This window comes from Streptosporangium sp. NPDC000396 (assembly GCF_042898655.1).
Lineage (GTDB): Bacteria > Actinomycetota > Actinomycetes > Streptosporangiales > Streptosporangiaceae > Streptosporangium.
In genome coordinates this window covers 32,214-50,454 of record NZ_JBIAZA010000011.1, presented here as the reverse complement: position 1 = coordinate 50,454, position 18,241 = coordinate 32,214, and the positions used below count along the sequence as shown (strand labels likewise).

The 18,241-nt window shown below is 71.3% G+C and carries 13 protein-coding genes; 7 read left to right on the top strand and 6 right to left on the bottom strand.

Annotation, left to right across the window (positions count from 1 at the left end; genetic code table 11):
• Positions 1–564 precede the first annotated feature (564 nt).
• Positions 565–3,060, bottom strand: a complete 2,496-nt coding sequence (locus ACFY2X_RS19060; protein WP_389939783.1) for a DNA topoisomerase (ATP-hydrolyzing) subunit A — start codon at positions 3,058–3,060, stop codon at positions 565–567.
• A 191-nt stretch (positions 3,061–3,251) separates the two neighbouring features.
• Between ACFY2X_RS19060 and ACFY2X_RS19055 the strand changes: the two genes are divergently transcribed.
• On the top strand, positions 3,252–4,058 hold the full coding sequence (locus tag ACFY2X_RS19055; RefSeq protein ID WP_389939782.1) for a hypothetical protein: 807 nt from the start codon (positions 3,252–3,254) through the stop codon (positions 4,056–4,058).
• Positions 4,059–4,060: 2 nt separating this feature from the next.
• On the opposite strand, the gene ACFY2X_RS19050 is transcribed toward ACFY2X_RS19055, so the two are convergent.
• Positions 4,061–4,666 carry a GNAT family N-acetyltransferase gene (locus tag ACFY2X_RS19050; protein ID WP_389939781.1) on the bottom strand — a complete coding sequence of 202 codons (606 nt, stop codon included), beginning with the start codon at positions 4,664–4,666 and terminating at the stop codon, positions 4,061–4,063.
• A gap of 340 nt (positions 4,667–5,006) precedes the next feature.
• Between ACFY2X_RS19050 and ACFY2X_RS19045 the strand changes: the two genes are divergently transcribed.
• Both ACFY2X_RS19045 and ACFY2X_RS19040 read left to right on the top strand, forming a co-directional pair.
• Entirely contained in the window at positions 5,007–5,828 is an 822-nt protein-coding gene (locus ACFY2X_RS19045; RefSeq protein ID WP_389939780.1) for a TauD/TfdA dioxygenase family protein, read from the top strand.
• Positions 5,829–5,961: 133 nt separating this feature from the next.
• Positions 5,962–8,031 (top strand): RecQ family ATP-dependent DNA helicase, encoded by a 2,070-nt coding sequence (locus tag ACFY2X_RS19040; protein WP_389940007.1) that lies wholly within the window; start codon positions 5,962–5,964, stop codon positions 8,029–8,031.
• 164 nt (positions 8,032–8,195) lie between these two features.
• On the opposite strand, the gene ACFY2X_RS19035 is transcribed toward ACFY2X_RS19040, so the two are convergent.
• A complete protein-coding gene (locus ACFY2X_RS19035) occupies positions 8,196–9,089 on the bottom strand; it encodes a carbohydrate kinase family protein (RefSeq protein WP_389939779.1) in 894 nt (297 codons plus the stop codon).
• A 176-nt stretch (positions 9,090–9,265) separates the two neighbouring features.
• Between ACFY2X_RS19035 and ACFY2X_RS19030 the strand changes: the two genes are divergently transcribed.
• The 4 genes from ACFY2X_RS19030 to ACFY2X_RS19015 all read left to right on the top strand — a co-directional run bounded on the left by ACFY2X_RS19030 (position 9,266) and on the right by ACFY2X_RS19015 (position 14,778).
• Positions 9,266–11,923, top strand: coding sequence for a GNAT family N-acetyltransferase (locus tag ACFY2X_RS19030; protein WP_389939778.1), 2,658 nt, complete (start codon positions 9,266–9,268; stop codon positions 11,921–11,923).
• A 340-nt stretch (positions 11,924–12,263) separates the two neighbouring features.
• Positions 12,264–12,854 (top strand): DUF5998 family protein, encoded by a 591-nt coding sequence (locus ACFY2X_RS19025; RefSeq protein WP_389939777.1) that lies wholly within the window; start codon positions 12,264–12,266, stop codon positions 12,852–12,854.
• The gene (locus ACFY2X_RS19020) at positions 12,851–13,969 is read left to right on the top strand and encodes an alkaline phosphatase family protein (protein ID WP_389939776.1); all 1,119 of its coding nucleotides are present in this window, start codon (positions 12,851–12,853) and stop codon (positions 13,967–13,969) included. Before ACFY2X_RS19025 ends, ACFY2X_RS19020 begins: the two co-directional genes overlap by 4 nt.
• Positions 13,966–14,778: a sulfurtransferase gene (locus ACFY2X_RS19015; protein ID WP_389939775.1), complete on the top strand. Its 813-nt coding sequence runs from the start codon at positions 13,966–13,968 to the stop codon at positions 14,776–14,778. The genes ACFY2X_RS19020 and ACFY2X_RS19015 overlap by 4 nt, the downstream gene beginning before the upstream one ends.
• On the opposite strand, the gene ACFY2X_RS19010 is transcribed toward ACFY2X_RS19015, so the two are convergent.
• The 3 genes from ACFY2X_RS19010 to ACFY2X_RS19000 are packed head-to-tail and all read right to left on the bottom strand — an operon-like array spanning position 14,718 to position 18,187.
• Positions 14,718–17,153, bottom strand: a complete 2,436-nt coding sequence (locus tag ACFY2X_RS19010; protein WP_389939774.1) for a CHAT domain-containing protein — start codon at positions 17,151–17,153, stop codon at positions 14,718–14,720. The genes ACFY2X_RS19015 and ACFY2X_RS19010 overlap by 61 nt on opposite strands.
• Positions 17,154–17,618 carry a hypothetical protein gene (locus ACFY2X_RS19005; protein WP_389939773.1) on the bottom strand — a complete coding sequence of 155 codons (465 nt, stop codon included), beginning with the start codon at positions 17,616–17,618 and terminating at the stop codon, positions 17,154–17,156.
• The gene (locus ACFY2X_RS19000) at positions 17,615–18,187 is read right to left on the bottom strand and encodes an RNA polymerase sigma factor (RefSeq protein ID WP_389939772.1); all 573 of its coding nucleotides are present in this window, start codon (positions 18,185–18,187) and stop codon (positions 17,615–17,617) included. The genes ACFY2X_RS19005 and ACFY2X_RS19000 overlap by 4 nt, the downstream gene beginning before the upstream one ends.
• Positions 18,188–18,241: the final 54 nt, after the last annotated feature.

The following is an 18,241-nucleotide window of genomic DNA, read 5'->3' as shown; positions in this document are numbered from 1 at the left end:
CCTCTCGGTGAGACTGACACGGCTGGATGAGGCTGGCATGACGTCTGCCGCTCGCCTTCGGGCGCGTGCCGATCCGGTGCCCGAGAGGACGAAGTGAGGTTCTGCTTCCAAGAAGTGAGATCGTGCTTCTCAGAAGTGTCCCGTGGATCTTCTTCCTACCATGTGGCGTCCAGACGGCTCCTCGTCGTGCTGTCGCCCCACCCCGCGAAATCGCCACGCGAGCTCGCGCCCGCCGCGACCCCCGGGATCTTGCCGCCCGTGGCTCCGCGATGGGCGGTTCCCGCTCTGCGGGTCATTCATCTGGACCACCGCTTGACGGACGAGCACCTCCCGAGGCCCGCCGCCCGCCGGGACTCACGGAACCCTTCCCGGCGAGGCCGGATGACGTGGTGGCTGCTGAGGCGGTTCCCCATCAGACGGTGCGGAAGCCGCGAAAATGGCGAACGCCACAAATGATCTTTTAGGCACACGGAGAACCATACTTCGTCTGGCGAAGTATGGTCAAGATCGCGCCGGGAGCGGGATGCTCCGCGCGGGCTGGGAGCTCCGCGCGGAGCTGAGAAGTCACTCCGACGGGGCGGGCGGCGGCGCGGCGGCGGGTTCGCCGTCCACGGCGCCGAGGGCGCCTCCGACGGCCGCCACCGTGTGGGTGAGACGGAACCCCGAGCCGTCGCGGCGGCCCAGCTCCTCCGGGAGCGGGACCGGCTTGCCGACGCTGGAAACCGCGCGCGCCGGGGCGGGGCCGGCCCAGGCGAGCAGTAGAACGTCTTCGCCCTTGAGGAACCGCTGGACCCGGACGCCGCCGGTGGCGCGGCCCTTGGCGGGGTATTCGGCGTAGTCGGAGATCTTGGCCCCGCCGACCTGGGTGCCGGGCAGCGCGGTGGAGGAGCCCGCGATCGTCACGACCATGGACTCACGTGCCGGGTCGACCACGCCGAACCAGATCACCTCGGCACCGCCGTCCAGCCGGATGCCGGCCATGCCGCCCGCGGGACGGCCCTGGGGCCGCACGCTGGTGGCCGAATAGCGCAGCAGCTGAGCGTCGGAGGTGATGAAGACGAGGTCGTGCTCCTCCGAGGTCAGCTCCGCCGCTCCCACCACGGTGTCTCCGTCCTTGAGCCCGATGACCTCGAACTCGTCGCGGTTGGCCGGGTAGTCGGGGACGACCCGCTTGACCACGCCCTGGGCGGTGCCCAGCGCCAGGCCGGGCCCTTCGGGATCGAGCGAGCCGATGCCCACGACCGCTTCACCCGGATTCAAGCTGACATATTCGGACACGGGGTGCCCGCCGGACAGCGAGGGCGGGTTGGCCGAGGGAGGCAGGGTCGGCAGGTCGACCACCTGGATCCGGATCATCCGGCCCTGGTTGGTGATCACGCCGACCTCGCCCCTGACCGTGCTGTTCACCACGGACACCAGCACGTCATGGGCGGAGCGCTCGCCGTCGCCTGCCAGCGGGGAGGCGTCGGCCGTACGGGCCAGCAGGCCGGTCGAGGAGTAGAGCACCAGACACGGGTCGTCGGCCACCTCCAGGGACACCGAGGCGTTCCTGGTGACACCGGAGGACTCCAGCAGCACCGTACGGCGAGGCGTCCCGAAGGTCTTGGCGACCTGGGCGAGCTCGTCGGAGACGACCTTGCGGAGCTTGCTGTCGGAGGACAGGATCTCGGTCAGCTCGGCGATCTCGTCCTGCAGCGTCTGCTTCTCCCGGTCGAGTTCGAGCTTGTCGTAGCGGGTCAGGCGGCGCAGCGGGGTGTCGAGGATGTAGTTGGCCTGGGTCTCCGACAGTTCGAAGACGCCCATCAGGCGCTCGCGGGCCTGGGCCGAGTCGTCGGAGGAGCGGATGACCTGGATGACCTCGTCGATGTTGAGCAGGGCGATGATGAGGCCCTCGACGAGATGCAGGCGCTCCTCGCGCTTGCGGCGGCGGTAGGCCGAACGGCGGCGGACCACGTCGATGCGGTGGTCCACGTAGACCTGGAGCAGCTCGCGCAGGCCCAGGGTGCGAGGCTGGCCGTCGACCAGCGCGACGTTGTTGATGCCGAAGGTCTCCTCCATCGGCGTCAGCCGGTAGAGCTCCTCCAGTACGGCTTCGGGGATGAAACCGTTCTTGATCTCGATGACCAGCCTCAGGCCCTTGTGCCGGTCGCTGAGATCCTTCAGATCGGAGATGCCCTGGAGCTTCTTGGCCGTGACCAGCTCTCTGATCTTGGTGACGACGCGCTCGGGGCCCACGTTGAACGGCAGCTCGGTGACGATGATGCCCTTGCGACGGGGGCTGACCTGCTCCACGGAGCACTTGGCGCGCATCCGGAAAGTGCCCCGGCCGCGGGCGTAGGCGTCACGGATGCCGTCGAGGCCGATGATCGTGCCGCCGGTGGGCAGGTCGGGACCCGGGACGAACCGCATCAGGTCGTCGAGCGTGGCGTCCGGCTTTTTGATCAGGTGGCGGGCGGCGGCGACGACCTCGACGAGGTTGTGCGGCGCCATGTTGGTCGCCATGCCGACCGCGATGCCGGTGGCCCCGTTGACGAGCAGGTTCGGGAAGGCCGACGGCATGACCGTGGGCTCGGTCTCCTGGCCGTCGTAGTTGGGCTTGAAGTCGACCGTGTCCTCGTCGATCGACTGCACCATCGCCATGGCCGCGGTGGCCAGGCGCGCCTCGGTGTAGCGCATGGCGGCGGGCAGGTCGTCGGGGGAGCCGAAGTTGCCGTGCCCGTCGATCAGCGGCAGCCGCATCGAGAACGGCTGGGCCATGCGGACCAGGGCGTCGTAGATGGCGGTGTCACCGTGCGGGTGCAGCTTGCCCATGACGTCGCCGACGACCCGTGACGACTTGACGTGCCCGCGGTCGGGCCTCAGGCCCATCTCGCTCATCGAGTAGAGGATGCGGCGCTGGACCGGCTTGAGGCCGTCTCGGGCATCGGGCAGCGCGCGCTGGTAGATGACCGAGTATGCGTATTCGAGGAAGCTCGTGCGCATTTCGGCGGAGACGTCGATGTCGACGATCCGCTCCTCGAAGTCCTCGTCAGGCGGGGGTGTGGTCGTACGTCGGGCCATATCGAACATTGTGCCGAAGGATCGCGGGTGCCCGCGACCGCAATGCCTCGGCGAGCGCTTATATGCCGTATGTCGCCCCGCCGCCGGCCGTGGGTCCGGAAGGACTTCTCCGTCCACGTCGCCAGGGGCGCTCAGGTCGAGGCGCCGTGACACATGGTAAAGCAGAGGTAGATCAATAATAGCATTCCGTCATGTCGTATCACGGGATGGCGCGGATGGCCGGGGCGGTGTGCCTCGCGGGAGCGCTGGCGGGGTGCGGGGTGATCGAGGATCTCGCGACCGACCAGGCGGTGATCACCGAGACCCGGCCGTTCCAGGGATCGCCCGCGGAGAAGTTCGCCGAAGGGATCGACGGCGTCGTCGTTCCCGACGCCAAGCCGGTGAAGGGCTTCTCCACCGGAGACGTCCGGTCGGCCTTTCTGACCAGCAGGCGAATGCTGGAGGCCGCGCATCTCGACAGGCAGACCCTGCTCGGCGGGAAGCCGGACGTCTTCGCGAAGCAGCTCGACGCCGAACAGCGGAAGTTCTTTCTCAAAAACCTCGATCACAAAGATCAGAAGAAGAACACCCGTCTCTGGGTGACCAGCTTCGCTCCCGGTTCGACCGAGCTGGTGGGCGATGTCGTCAAGGTGCAGGGGGAGATGGCCGCCGAGCCGGGCAAGGACGAGAACGGCCGGCCCGAGTTGTGGGTGAACTATGAGGCCCGGTTCGTCTACGCCCTTCGTCCCGCGGGCAGGACGAGTCCCGTCGTCCGGGTGATGGTCTTCGTCAAGGCACGGCACGAGTTCTGGCGGGACGAGCCCGGCGCCCGGCTGCGCCACTGGGACGGTGAGAGCGCCGAATCCTGGTCCGCGGGGGCCGAGTGCGATTCTCCGGACGGGTTCCTGCGCCCCGACTACGCGGGCAGGGGCGGTGGTTCCGGCCCGGCGGACGACCCCTACGACGACAAGTCCGTTCCGCTCAAGGACGGGGAGTGCGGGACGGTCGACGAGGTCTGACCCTAGCCCGGACCGGATGAGGCGCCCGGGGTGGGCCGGGACCGGGGGCCGACTCCCGGCCAGGCGCCCGGCGGGTCGCCCTCGTACTCGTCTCCGGGGACGTTGAGCCTGGTGTCGTAGATCCGGAACCCTCGCGCCTGGTAGTTGGCGAGCGCGGCCGGGCTGTCGAGGGAACAGGTGTGCAGCCACACGCGCCGGGTGGGTTCGCGCTCCGCCTGGCGATCGGCCAGGTCCCAGGCGCGAGCCGTACCGGCCTCGAGCAGGTGCCCGCCCACGCCCTTGCCGATCGCCCACGGCAGGAGGCCGAAGCAGGTGATCTCGACGCTCGCGTCGTCGCCGGGGGCGAGCTCGACGTAGCCCGCGGGGGTGCCGCGGTGGTAGGCCACCCAGGTCTCCACCCCGCCGTCCAGCCAGTCCGCCCACTGCCGCCAGGTCCACGGCAGCCTCTCCGTCCAGTGCCAGTCTCCGCCCACGGCCGTGTTCAGGAACCGGCTGAACTCGGGGGAAGGCACCTCTGCGAGCACGATGTCGATCTCGATCGCCGGGGGTTTCGCGGCGAGCAGGTCGGAGGGCGAGGTCTGCTCGAGGTACCACGTCGTGACGTCCATAGTGAAACGTATCAAAACATGACCTCGTGCTCCGCCGACGTCTCGCCCCTGTTCAGGCGGCCGGCAACTGGATTCGGAGCGGTCGCCGAGAGCCCCGGGAGCCGGCTTCGGGAGGCATGGGAGCAGTGCGGAAGTGGTCCGGCACGGCGGCCGGATCCCTGAGTCGCGTCCCGTCGACAGTGACCCAGGTCACTTTCCCCGGGGTGCCCGCCACGGCATATTCTTAACCAAGCGATTGCTTGATTGGCGTGACCGGACTACGCTCGGAGCAGGGATTCGGGTAAGGGTGCCCTAACATCCCTGATCGGCGTGCGGCCACTGATGGAGGGGTGTCGCCAAGATGGTCAAATTCGAGCCTGTTACCAGGCACATCGGCGCCGAGGTGAGCGGTGTCGACCTGCGCAAGCCACTGTCGGAGGACGAGGTCCAGGAGATCCGCCGAGGCTGGCTGGAGTACAAGGTCCTCTTCTTCCGTGACCAGCTCATCAGCGACGAGGAACATGTCCGCTTCGCGGAGAACTTCGGCTCGATCAACCACCCGGCCTTCAAGAAGGACAGCGGCACGCCGATCCACATCCTCGACCAGACCAGCCCCAAGGGGGAAGGCGGGGACGAATGGCACAGCGACAACACCTTCGAGCCGGTTCCCCCGATGGGCTCGCTGCTGCGCTGCGTGCAGTTGCCCAGCGTCGGCGGGGACACCATGTGGGCCAACGCCCACCTGGCGTACGAGACGCTCTCCCCGCCCATCCAGCGGCTCTGTGACGAGCTCACCGCGATCCACGACATCACGGCCTCGATGAAGAAGGCCATCTCCAAGGGCCACGACTTCGATCTGGCCGAGATCCAGGCCAAGTGGCCGCCGATCGAGCGCCCCGTGGTGCGGGTCCACGCGGAGACCGGGCGCAAGGCGCTGTTCGTCAACCGGGCCTCCACCACGCGGCTGGTGCAGCTGTCCGACCGGGAGAACGAGGCCCTGCTGCCCTACCTGATCGACCACATCCGCTCACCCGAGTACCAGGTGCGGCTCAGATGGCGTCCGGGCACCATGGCCTTCTGGGACAACCGCAGCACCCAGCACTACGCGGTGGCCGACTACACCGAGCGCCGCCGTATGCACCGGGTGACCATCAACGCCTTCCCGGAGCACCTGGACCGCTAGCCATGCGCGGGGCCGGTCACGTGCGGGGGCCGGCCGCGTGCGGCCACACGGCCGGGACGGTACGGCCCGCAAGCCGTACCGGAAGGAAACAGTCACCGGAACCTGGTACCAATGACCGGTGAGCGAAGAGCAGATGCTGCGCGAAGAGGCCGAGGAGCGACTGCGGGCGCTGGCGGGTGAGCACGCCCGGCTGCGCGAGGACCAGTGGGCGGCCATCAAGGCGCTCGTCATGGACCGGCGCCGGGTGCTCGTGGTGCAGCGCACCGGCTGGGGAAAGTCGGCGGTCTACTTCATCGCCACCGCGCTCCTGCGCGAGCTGGGCGAGGGACCGACCGTGATCGTGTCGCCCCTGCTGGCCCTGATGCGCAACCAGATCGCCGCCGCCGAGCGGGCCGGGATCACCGCGGTCACGATCAACTCCGCCAATCCCGAAGAGTGGGAGCAGATCTACGGCCAGGTCGCCGAGGGCATGGTCGACGTGCTGCTGGTCAGCCCCGAGCGGCTCAACAACCCCGAGTTCCGCGACCAGGTTCTGCCCGAGCTGGCCGAGAGCGCGGGCCTGGTCGTGGTGGACGAGGCGCACTGCATCTCCGACTGGGGCCACGACTTCCGCCCCGACTACCGGCGGCTGCGCACGCTGTTCGAGGAGCTGCCCGAGGGCGTGCCGATCCTGGCCACCACCGCCACGGCCAACGCCCGGGTCACCCGCGACGTCGCCGACCAGATGGGCGAGGAGACCCTCGTGCTGCGCGGGGCGCTGGAGCGCGAAAGCCTCCACCTGGGCGTCGTGCGGCTGCCGGGTGCCGAGCAGCGCCTGGCCTGGCTCGCCCAGACGCTGCACGAGCTGCCCGGCTCCGGGATCGTCTACACGCTCACCGTGGCCGCGGCCCAGGAGATCGCCGCCTACCTGCGCGAGCAAGGTCACGAGGTGACGGCCTACTCCGGGCAGACCGAGCAGGCCGAGCGGCTCGCCGCCGAGCAGGCCCTGCTCGACAACAAGATCAAGGCGCTGGTCGCCACCTCCGCGCTGGGCATGGGATACGACAAGCCCGACCTCGGCTTCGTCATCCATGTCGGCGCGCCGCAGTCGCCCGTGGCCTACTACCAGCAGGTCGGCCGGGCCGGGCGAGGAGTCGAGCGGGCCGAGGTGATCCTGCTGCCCGGCGCCGAGGACAGGGAGATCTGGGCCTACTTCGCCTCGTTGGCCTTCCCTCCCGAGCCGGTCGTGCGGGCGGTGCTCGCCGCCCTGGCGGAGGGCGGCGTGCTGTCCACGGCAGCGCTGGAGAACCGGGTGGATCTCAGCCGCAGCCGGTTGGAGACCATGCTCAAGGTCCTCGACGTGGACGGGGCGGTGCGCCGGGTCAAGGGCGGCTGGGAGGCCACCGGCGAGCCCTGGAAATACGACGCCGACCGCTACGCCCGGGTCGCCGCCGAGCGCGAGGCCGAGCAGAAGGCCATGCTCGACTACCTCGGCACCACGCAGTGCCGGGAGGAGTTCCTCCGCCGCCGCCTGGACGACGACACCGCCAGTCCCTGCGGGCGCTGTGACAACTGCACCGGTGCGCACCGCTCGCCCGAGGTCGAGGCGCGGGCGGTGGAGCGTGCCGCCGAGAGCCTGCACAGGCCCGGAGTGGAGATCGAGTCGCGTCGGCAGTGGCCGACCGGCCTGGCCGACCTCAAGGGTCGGATCAAGCCCGAGCTGGGCGCCGAACCCGGTCGTGCCCTGGGCCGGCTGACCGACATCGGCTGGGGCAACCGCCTGCGCGGCCTCCTCGCCGAGGGCGCCCCTGACGGTCCCGTCCCCGACGATGTCTTCGCGGCGGTGGTCAAGGTGCTGTCGTCATGGGGATGGGCGCAGCGCCCGGTCGCCGTGGTCGCGATGCCCTCCGCGAGCCGCCCCAAGCTGGTCCGCAGCCTGGCCGAACGGCTGGCCCAGGTCGGCCGCCTGTCCTACCTGGGCGACCTCGGCTATCGATCGGGTTCGCCCGGGCGCCAGTTCAACAGCGCGCAGCGGGTCCAGGCCATCCGGGCCACCCTCGCGATGCCGTCCGCCCTCGGCGAGGCCGTCGCGGCGGCGAACGGCCCGGTCCTGCTGGTTGACGACCGGGTCGACACCGGTTGGAGCATGACGCTCGCCGCGGCCATGATCCGCCACGCCGGGGCACCCGCCGTGCTGCCGCTGACTCTCGCCGTGACGAGTTAGGTGTCCGCCGGTCCCGGCCGTGTGGTGGCGTGACGGCGATCGACCCGGTGATCTGGGGGAGCGCCGGGGCACGGGCGGGACCACGTGCGGCGGCCGGCGCATCACCGGGCCGGCCGTACGTTCAGCGCGAGCCGTGGGGCGGGCGCGGTCAGAGGTGGGCGCGGTCAGAGGCGGGGGCGGGCGCCCAGGTGGGAGATCGCCCGGGACGCCAGGCGGCAGCCGGAGGCGAGCGACTCGGCGGCGGGCTTTCCTTCCAGCCAGATGGGCAGGAAGCCAGCGATGAAGGCGTCGCCCGCGCCCGTGCCGTCGACCACGCGCTCCACGGCCTCGGCCGGAGCCTTGACCGGCTCGGCGCGGCTGTTGGTGTACCACAGCGCGCCGTCGGCGCCGAGCTTGACGACGACCTGGGGGAACCAGGCGGTGAGCACCTTGGCGGCGGCGGTGGGGTCGTCGCGGCCGGTCAGGACCTTGGCCTGCTCGGCGTTGGCGAACAGCAGCTTGGCGCTCTGGGTCCACTCCAGGAACGGCTCGGCCCCGGTGCGCTCCAGGGGAGCAGAGGAGGAGCAGTCGACCGAGATGGACATCCCGGAGCGGTGGGCCATCTCCAGGGCCGCGATGCCCGCCTCGCGGGAGCCCTCGTTGACCAGGGTGTAGCCCGACAGGTGCAGGTGGCCGCCCTGGGAGAACAGGTCGCGGGGCAGGTCTTCCGGAGACAGGGCCGCGTTGGCTCCCGGGTCGGACAGCATGGTGCGCTCACCCTTGTGGGTGATGAGCACCACGCAGGTGCCGGTCGGCCGCTCGGGGTCCATGACGAGCCGGGCGTCGACGCCGTAGCCCATCAGCTCCATGTCGCGGTTACGGCCGGTGATGTCGGCGCCGCGACGCCCGATGAAGGCGACCTCGGCACCTTCGACGGCGAGCCAGGAGGCGATGTTGGCTCCCGAGCCACCGCCGTGCATGGTGACGATCGCCGGTGTGTCGCTGGCCCTGGCCAGCGGGTAGCGAGCCCGCGCGACCGCGTCGGTCATGAGATCGCCCACCACGACCACCCGCGTCATGATGTCACCACCTTGCTGCCTTCGATGCTGAAGTGCCTCATAGCCGCGAAAAACTTAACAGCTTCAGGCCAGCGTATGGGGTCGGGAGCCGACAACGCGCCATAGTCGATGCACAAGCGTTGCGTGAATTCACCCGGTCTGCCTGCCGGGCGGGATTGACGTCTACTCTCGGGACTGTGGAGGCTACTCGGTATCCCGCCCACTGGGAGGCGGACGTCGTCCTGCTGGACGGCGGCACCGCCCATGTGCGCCCGATTCGGCCGGCCGACGCCGACCGATTGCGTTCCTTCTATTCAAGGCTGTCAGAAGAGTCGATTTACTTCCGCTTCTTCGGGCCCCGGCCCCAGTTGTCGGATCGCGAAATCACCTGGTTCACCAACGTCGACTACGCGGACCGTGTGGCGCTGATCGCGACGATCGGCACGGAGATGGTGGCGGTGATCCGCTATGACCGGATCGAGCCGGGAGAGGCGGAGGTGGCGTTCCTCGTCGAGGACGCCCACCAGGGGCGGGGGGTCGCCTCGGTGCTGCTGGAGCACCTGGCCGAGACCGCCAGGGAGCGGGGGATCATCCGGTTCGTCGCCGACGTGCTGCCCGCGAACCAGAAGATGATGGGGGTCCTCAAGCAGGCGGGTTACACCGCGCAGAGCCGTTTCGCCGACGGCGTGGTCCGGATGACCCTCGACCTCACCCCGACCGAGACCTCCCAGGAGGTGACCGCCTCCCGCGAGCACCGGGCCGAGGCCCGCTCGATCGAGCGGCTGCTCTCACCGGGGTCGGTGGCGGTCGTCGGCGCGGGCCGGGAGCCGGGCGGCGTCGGCCAGACCGTGCTGCGCAACCTGCTCGGCGCGGACTTCACCGGCCCGGTCTACCCGGTGCACCGGGAGGCGCGTGCCGTCGCCGGGGTGCGAGCCTACCCGAGCGTGACGGCCATCGATGGGGAGGTCGACCTCGCCGTGCTGGCCGTACCCGCCGACGGGGTGATCGAGGTGGTGAAGGAGTGCGCGGAGAAGGGCGTGCGCGGGCTGATCGTGGTCTCCTCCGGATTCGGTGAGACCGGTCCCGAGGGGCGGGCCAGGCAGGACGAGCTGGTCCGCATCGCGCGGGCGTACGGCCTGCGGGTCGTCGGCCCCAACTGCCTGGGCATCGCCAACACCGACCCCGCGGTCCGGCTGAACGCCACGCTCGCGGCGACCATCCCCGGGAGGGGCCGGGTCGGCTTCTTCAGCCAGTCCGGTGCCCTGGGGACCGCGCTGCTGCAGCGGGTGGCCCAGCGCGGCATGGGCATCTCCTCGTTCGTGTCGGCGGGCAACCGCGCCGACGTGTCGGGCAACGACCTGCTCCAATACTGGGAGGAGGATCCGCAGACCGATGTGATCCTGCTCTACCTGGAGTCGCTGGGAAACCCCCGAAAGTTCGCCCGCCTCGCCCGGCGGATCTCCCGGCGCAAGCCGATCGTGGTGGTCAAGAGCGGCGGCACCACCCAGGGCGTGCCGACCGGTCACGCCGCCCCCGTGCTCGGCCTGCCCGACACCGCGCTCAGCGCGTTGTTCGAGCAGGCTGGAGTGATCCGCGTCGACGACCTGATCCAGCAGTTCGACGTGGCGCAGCTCCTGGCCTACCAGCCGCTGCCGGCGGGCCCCAGAGTGGGACTGGTGGGCAACTCCGACGCGCTGGCCCTGCTCGCCGTGGACGCCTGCGTCAGCGCCGGCCTGGAGCCCCGGCCGCCGGTCAACCTTGGTGCGCGCGCGGGGGCCGAGGAGTTCGGCACGGCCCTCGCCTCGTTGCTCCCGGACGTGGACGCCGCAGTGGTGATCTACATGCCGCCGATCCCCGGCAGGGCCGACGAGGTCGCCGCCGAACTGCTCCGCGTCTCCCGGGAGGGGGGCAAGCCGGTGCTGGCGACGTTCGAGGGCCAGCTCGGCATGCTGCCGGAACTACGGGTCGGCGTCGTCCCCGAGCGGGGTTCGATCCCGTCCTACGCGGCACCGGAAGAGGCGGTCCGCGCCCTGGCTCATGTCGTACGGCACGCACGCTGGCGAGACCAGCCGGTGGGCCTGCCCGTGGAGACCGGCGACGTCGACACCCCCGCCGCGCGGGAGCTCGTCGCCCGGGTGCTGGAGGCCTCCGGGCAGGCCGGACCATCGCCGGTGACCGGTGGCCGGGGCGCGGTCGAGATCGATGCCACGGAGTTGCTCGCCTGCTACGGGCTGACCGTGTGGTCGTCCGAGGTGGTGGAGTCGCCCGATGAGGCCGTCGCGGCGGCCGAGCGGCTGGGCTGGCCGGTGGTGCTGAAGGCCGCCGATCCCGAGGCGGCCAAACGCGCGGGGACGGTGCGTCTTGGACTGTCCGGTCCCGACGGGGTGCGTGACGCCTACGCGGGCCTGAAGGAGCAGCTCGGTCCCGAGGCCGTGCTCGCGGTGCAGCGGATGGCACCGCAGCCCGCGGTGCCGGCCGTGGTCAGTGTGATCGACGACCCCGCGTTCGGCGCGGTCGTGTCCTTCGGGCTGGGCGAGGTCACCGCACGGCTGCTGCGCGACGAGGTGTACCGGCTCGCGCCGCTGACGGGCGAGGACGCGGCGACCATGGTCAGGTCACCGCGTGGTGCGCCCCTGCTCTTCGGCGAGTACGGCTACCCGCCGGTCGCGGTCGAGGCGCTGGAGGAGCTGCTGGTCCGGGTCGGGCGGCTGGCCGACGACCTTCCCGAAGTGGCCAGGCTCGAACTCGACCCCGTGCTGGTCGGGGAGTCCGAGGTGATCGTGCTGGGGGCGCGTGTCGTGTTGCGCAGCCCGGAGGGGCCCCGGGTCGACGCCGGTCCGCGCCGCCTTGGCTAGGTACACGGATTCGTGGAACACGCCCGGGGGAAATCCACGGAACACACCCCGGGTGCCGTCTCGACTGAGGGCGGGAAAGGGCGGCCGGTCGTGCTTCTCCGGGACTTCCTCGGGCTTCCTCGGAGCTTCTTCGGGGTCTGGCCGATGAGCCGATTCGTCTGGAGGAAGATTGAAGTTAAAACAACCGCTTTAGCGAGAAATATGAAAAATTGTGTAATTTTCAACTAGTCTTTGTGGGGGATGGCGTGGTCGTGGCCGATCGGGATCACGATTTGCTCCCAAGGCCGAACCTCGTGTGCTCAAGGTGAAAGCGTTGCCCTGGACAGGGCAGGATGGACCCATGAGGGAAACCCGACTCTCGGCCGCCGGCCTGCGTGACGCCATCGACCGCAGTGGCTACTACCCCGACCTGGTCGCCGACGCGGTCGAATCCGCCTTGGGCAAGGAGCAGGTGGGCGCATACGTGGTGCACCACGAGGCCACCTTCGACCCGGCCATGGAGGTACGCAGGCACGTCACGGTTCTCGTGCTCTCGCCCACCCGGCTGCTCGTCTGCCACACCGACGAACACCCGCCGGTGGAGGGGGTGTCGGCCGCCCACGCGTCCACGACCACCGAGGCGGTGCGCCTCAGCCGGATCCAGTCGGTCGCCGTCACCCGGGTCGTCCCCGACCCCGCTTCCTACGTGCCGGGCGTGCCGCCCACGGAGGTCACCCTCACCATCGGCTGGGGCGCCATCTCACACGTCGACCTGGAGCCGGCCACCTGCGGCGACGAGAACTGCGAGGCCGACCACGGATATACCGGCGCCGTCACGGCCGACGACCTGTCCTTGCGGGTGAGTGAGGCGGCGGACGGCCCCGAGGCCGTCTCCCACGTGCTCGCCTTCGCCAAGGCTCTGTCGGAGGCCACCGCCCGCGCCGCCTCGTGAGCGCCCCGCTGGTCCCGGCGTACGGCACGGCCTCCCTGGCCGACCTGTCCCCCTCTCTTCTGGCCGCCCTCGGGATGGAGGGGGGCAACCCGCTGGGTCTCGAACCGGCCGGGCGGGTCCTGCTGTTCCTCGTCGACGGTCTGGGCGCGGAGCTGCTCCGCGCCCACCCGCGGGAGGCCCCGTTCCTGTCCTCCGCCACCGGCGGGGTGCTCTCCGCGGGTTTCCCCGCCACCACCGTGACAAGCCTGGGCACGCTCGGCACCGGCCTGCCGCCGGGCGAGCACGGGATGCTCGGCTACAAGCTCGCCGTGCCAGGGGCCGGCTACCTGCTCAACTGCCTGCGCTGGACCAGTGCGGGCCCACCCATCAGCCCTGACCTGTGGCAGCCCGCCCCGACCGTCTACGAGCGCGCCACGGCGGCGGGCATCCCCATGAGCTACGTCGCCCCGGCCGTGTTCGAGGCCAGCGGATTCAGCCAGGCCGTCTACCGCGGCGTGCGCTTCGTCGGCGCCGACGAGGTCGACGACAGGATCGAGGGAGCCCGCCGGGCTCTGGCCACTCCCCGGGCCCACGTCTCGGTCTACTACGGCGATCTCGACGCCGTGGGCCACATGCACGGATGGGGCTCCCCTCAGTGGCTCGACCAGCTCGCCCTGGTCGACCGGATGGCCGAGCGGCTCGCCGGCACGCTTCCACCCGGTTCGGCGATGTACGTCACCGCCGACCACGGCATGATCAACGCCACCGAACGGGTCGACGCCGACACCCTTCCCGCGCTGCGTGAGGGCGTGGCCCTGCTCGGTGGCGAGGCCAGGGCCCGGCACGTCTACGCCGGTCCGGGCGCGGCAGAAGCCGTGCTGGAGGCCTGGCGCGATACCCTCGCCGGAAGGGCATGGGTGGTCTCCCGGGAGGAGGCGGTCGAATCGGGCTGGTTCGGGCCGCGCGTGCGTTCCGAATGGCTGCCCCGGATCGGCGACGTCCTCGCCGTGCCCTACACCGACTGCGTCATCACCGCCTCGGTCGCGGAGCCGTTCGAATCGTCGTTCACCGGGTACCACGGTTCTCTGACCCCCGCCGAGCAGTATGTCCCTCTGCTGGAGGTAAGCACCCGATGAGCCCGCTGATCACCCCTTCCGACCTCGCCGGCATGACCGACGTGACCATCCTGGACGTGCGCTGGAAGCTCGGCGGACCGCCCGGGATCGACTCCTACCGCGAGGGGCACATCCCCGGCGCCGTCTTCTGCGACCTCGACGCAGACCTCGCCGCCCCCGCAGGACCGCAGGGGCGCCATCCGCTGCCCTCGGCCGAGACGTTCCAGGACGCCATGCGCCGCCTGGGCGTGTCCGGATCCCGGGCTGTCGTCGTCTACGACGAGGCCGACTCCACCAGCGCCGCCCGGGCCTGGTGGACGCTGCGCCACTTCGGCCACCCCGACGTCCGGGTCCTCGACGGCGGGCTGCGCGCATGGACCGCCGAAGGCCTGCCCGTCTCCAAGGGAGAGCCGGCCGTCTCGCCGGGCGATTTCGTCGCGCGCCCGGGCGGCATGCCCGTGCTCGACGCTGCTCAGGCTCTGGAACTCGCCGCGGACGGGGTGCTCCTGGACGCTCGCGCCGCCGAGAGATACCGAGGCGAGGTCGAGCCGATCGACCCCGTCGCCGGGCACATCCCCGGTGCGGTGAACGCACCCACGGGCGCCAACGTCGACCCGTCCGGACGCTTCCACCTGCCCGACTTCCTTCGCGAGCGGTTCAACACCCTCGGGGTCGTGCCCGGTGTGGAGGTCGGCGCCTACTGCGGCTCCGGTGTGACGGCGGCCCACCAGGTGCTCGCCCTGGAGGTGGCCGGCATTCCGGCCGCCCTCTACGTCGGGTCCTGGTCCAACTGGGTGGCCGACCCCTCGCGGCCGGTCGCCGTGGGCTGATCCCCGTATCCGAAGCAGACGAACCCGGCCACCCCGGTCTTCCCGCTCGCCGTGGTCAGCGCCCGGGCCGGGGAGCCGCCGGCGGCCAGCAGTTCGTGGAAGGTCGTCATCAGAGCCAGCGTCTCCTCATCACGCACCGGCACCAGGCTGGCCACCACGCACTGCGACCCCGTCGACAGGAAGGTGCCGGCCAGCCCCAGCGGTGCCCCGTCGGCCGGGGCGTGCGCCATGCCCGCCTCACAGGCCGACAGGATCACCAGGCGTGGCGGCGTGCGGAGCCGCAACAGGTCATAGGCCATCATCGGGCCGTCGTCGAGGGTGATGCTGGACAGCAGCGGGCTGCGCGGGGAGAACATTCCGTGTGCGGCCAGATGAGCCACCTCGGCCCGCTCCAGCGCCGCCATCACCTCTGCCCGCAGCGCCGCGACCCGCTCGGTGCCCGGATGGCAGGATCCGACCATGGCCGCCTCCGCTTCGGCGCATCGCAACGCGGGACCGGCGACCGCCACGACCCCTCCGTCCCATGCGGCTCGCACCCGCCCACCCGCCAGCCACGCCGCGGCGCCGGCGGCCACGGTGACCGGCCGATCGGCATTCATCGGCAGGATCGGCCAGGGAAGGGTGTGCAGGGGACCGGTCGGCACGATCACCAGCGGCCGGTCGCCCAGCCGGCCGCGCAGCGGGCCGAACAGCAGCCGCTCCAGCAGGGCCGCCTCCCTGGCCAGTTCGGGCGCACGCCCGTCGAGCAGGCAGGTCCGGCGCAGGCCGTACCGGAGCCTGACCGTGGCCTCTGCGACGGCGGCGAAGGGGCCGAGGCGGCGCAACATGACGCGGTCCGGGGTGACCGCGACGGCGATCAGCTCGTCACCGTTGCGGACGAATTCCACCAGTGCCCCGTCTCCGAGCGCGGACCGCAGCTCATCCACGTCGGGTGCGACCGGTCGCCCGGCGCCCCCGGCGACCGCCCGCCACCGTTCGGCCCAGGCCAGGAGCGTCCGGCCCCGCCCGGTCCGCAGCGCGAGGGCCAGCCCGAACGCGGCCAGCGGCTCACCGGACCTGACGGCGTGCGCTCGCACCATGGGGTCCTCGAACGCCATGGCCGCGGCGCCCACCTCCGCCAGCCCGGCCCGGACCGCGGCGAAGGCTCCGCGCCGATCCCCGGCCAGCGCCCGCAGCAACGCCGTGGCCTGGCGGGACACCACGTCCGAGCCGCCGGAGGCGAGACGGGCGAGCTGGTCGTCGGCGCCAGGGCGATCGCCGAGCCGGAGCGCCACCTCGGCGGCGGTGAACCGGAGCGCCCTGGAGACCTCCCGATGGCCCGCGCCTTCAAGGGCGTCCGCGCACGAGAGCAGCTCCACGAGCAGTTCTCCGGAGGGCGGGCCGAGCATGAGCCGAGCCCGCAGGAGGACTTCGGTGGCGAGCGGTATCAGGGCCACCCGGCCCTGCGCGGTCAGATCGGCCGCGGCTCGTTCGGCGCTCTGCCGGGCACGATGCGGATCGCCGGTGCGCAGCTCGACCCGGGCGAGCAGGAGACGGGCCTCCGCCAGAGCCACCTCCGCGCCCGCCGCGGCCAGCTCCGGCACCGCCAGGTCGAGCAGCACCCGGGCCTCACCGGGCAGGTGGGCGGCGATCAGAGCCTCGGCAAGGTCGCAACGCATCGTGGCCAGCCGTTCGGGGTATCCGAAAAGGCTGTTCTCCGCACGCCGGTAGGCGGTGAACGCCGTGGGCAGGTCACCGCGCCGTGCGGCCAGGAACGGCAGGTTGCCCTCGGCCAGCGCGAGAAGGTGGTCCAGGCCCGCATCTCTCGCCAGCTCCGCGCACCGGGTCAGATCGGCCTCCGCCGCCTCGAACTCCCCGAGGAACACCCGGGCGAGCCCTCGGTTCAGCATCGCCCCGGCCAGGAACCTGACGTCGTCGCGGAGGACGTCCACGGCGTGGTCGCAGTGGCTGACGGCTTCGGCGTATCGGCCGAGCCGGCTCAGGGCCACCGCCCGGTGGACGCCGAGCTTGGCCACCTCGACCCGGTCGAGGTGGGGTTCGGCGGTCGCGGCGATGGCCAGGGCCTGCCGGGGATGACCGAGTTCGGTGCGTACGTGGACCAGTGACAGGCGCGCCTGGGCGGCTCGGTGCGGCAGCCCGGCCAGGAGCGCGATGCTCACGGCTCGGCGCAGATGCTCCTCCGCCAGAGGGAGGTCGCCCAGCTCGCGCGCGGCCACCGCCAGGGCCCGGTGGGCGATCGCCGCGGCCTCGCCACGGGGATCGGCCGCCGGTGCGGAACGGAGCACGACATGCGCCAGCGCGCGGGCTCGTGCCGGGTCGCTGCCGGAGAGGTCCACCGCGCGCTCGGCGGTGGTGATCGCGTCGTCGGGGGTCACCTACGGGCGGATCCGGGTCCAGATGGTGACGACGGGGGAGTGGCCGGGCCGGTGGCACACCACGCTGAACCAGCCGGGAGGCAGGCCCGTGACGGCGAACTGGCCCGTCGAAGAGAGCTCACGCGACTCGGTGAGATGCAGGGTGCGGACCTCGACCCGCGCGCCCGCGCCCGGGCACGGGGACACCTGACCGGCCAGGTCGACCAGGCCGTCCATGGAGGTGACCTCCAGATCCACGGTGAGCTCGGCGGCGGTGAACCGCAGGAGCCGCGCCTCGTCGGCGGACCGGACGCCCAGCGGGACGGGCGTGGCCACGGGCCTGGCCGTGGCGGCGCCGGGCAGCCGCAGGCCGAACGCCGCCTGGGCGGCGGCCGAGACATGAGCGGGCACGGGGTCGTGACCGGCCGCCAGGCGGAGCGCGGCGATCAGGGACTCGTCGTCGATCGCGGGGGGATGTCGGGTCACGGTGTCGCCTCCTGGGCGGTGAGCATGGTGCGTAGTCGGTTCAAGCAGCGGCCCCGGGTCGGGCCGTAACTCCCGCTGGGCATGCCGAGACGTCCGGCGAGCTGGTGGACTCCCGCGTCGGGTGCCGTGGCCATCAGCCGGAACAGCGAGCGACAGGGCTCGTGCATCGCCTCGACGGCCCGCCACAGCCGACGGCCCTCGTCGGCGGTCAGCACGGCCAGCGCCGGATCGGAGAAGGCCTGCCCGGCCGGCGTCGTGTCGAAGTGAGCATGCTCGGCGTCGGCGGGGTCGGCGATCAGCCGCTCACCCCGCCTCCGCCTGCTCAGGAGGGAGGCCTCGCGCCTGGCCGTGGTGAACAACCAGGAACCGATCCGGTCCGGGTCGCGGATGGTGTGCAGGTTCTCCAGCAGCCGCAGCCACGTTCCCTGCACCGCGTCGGCCGCGTCCGCCGCGCTCAGGCCGTAGGCGCGGACCACCGACCACAGCGGGCCCGAGAACCGGCTGACCAGCACATCCCATGCCGCCTGGTCGCCTGCCAGCGCGGCGTCGAACGTGTGCTGGTCACTCACCGGCGCCTCCGAGGCAACGTCGAACACTCTCGGTGTTCGAGCGAGGACTTTGGG

Excerpts from the sequence above, each read along its gene's own strand:
- ACFY2X_RS19060 (WP_389939783.1), bottom strand. The coding sequence starts at position 3,060 with ATGGCCCGACGTACGACCACACCCCCGCCTGACGAGGACTTCGAGGAG.
- ACFY2X_RS19055 (WP_389939782.1), top strand. The coding sequence starts at position 3,252 with ATGTCGTATCACGGGATGGCGCGGATGGCCGGGGCGGTGTGCCTCGCG.
- ACFY2X_RS19035 (WP_389939779.1), bottom strand. The coding sequence starts at position 9,089 with ATGACGCGGGTGGTCGTGGTGGGCGATCTCATGACCGACGCGGTCGCG.
- ACFY2X_RS19040 (WP_389940007.1), top strand. The coding sequence starts at position 5,962 with ATGCTGCGCGAAGAGGCCGAGGAGCGACTGCGGGCGCTGGCGGGTGAG.
- ACFY2X_RS19025 (WP_389939777.1), top strand. The coding sequence starts at position 12,264 with ATGAGGGAAACCCGACTCTCGGCCGCCGGCCTGCGTGACGCCATCGAC.
- ACFY2X_RS19045 (WP_389939780.1), top strand. The coding sequence starts at position 5,007 with ATGGTCAAATTCGAGCCTGTTACCAGGCACATCGGCGCCGAGGTGAGC.
- ACFY2X_RS19050 (WP_389939781.1), bottom strand. The coding sequence starts at position 4,666 with ATGGACGTCACGACGTGGTACCTCGAGCAGACCTCGCCCTCCGACCTG.
- ACFY2X_RS19015 (WP_389939775.1), top strand. The coding sequence starts at position 13,966 with ATGAGCCCGCTGATCACCCCTTCCGACCTCGCCGGCATGACCGACGTG.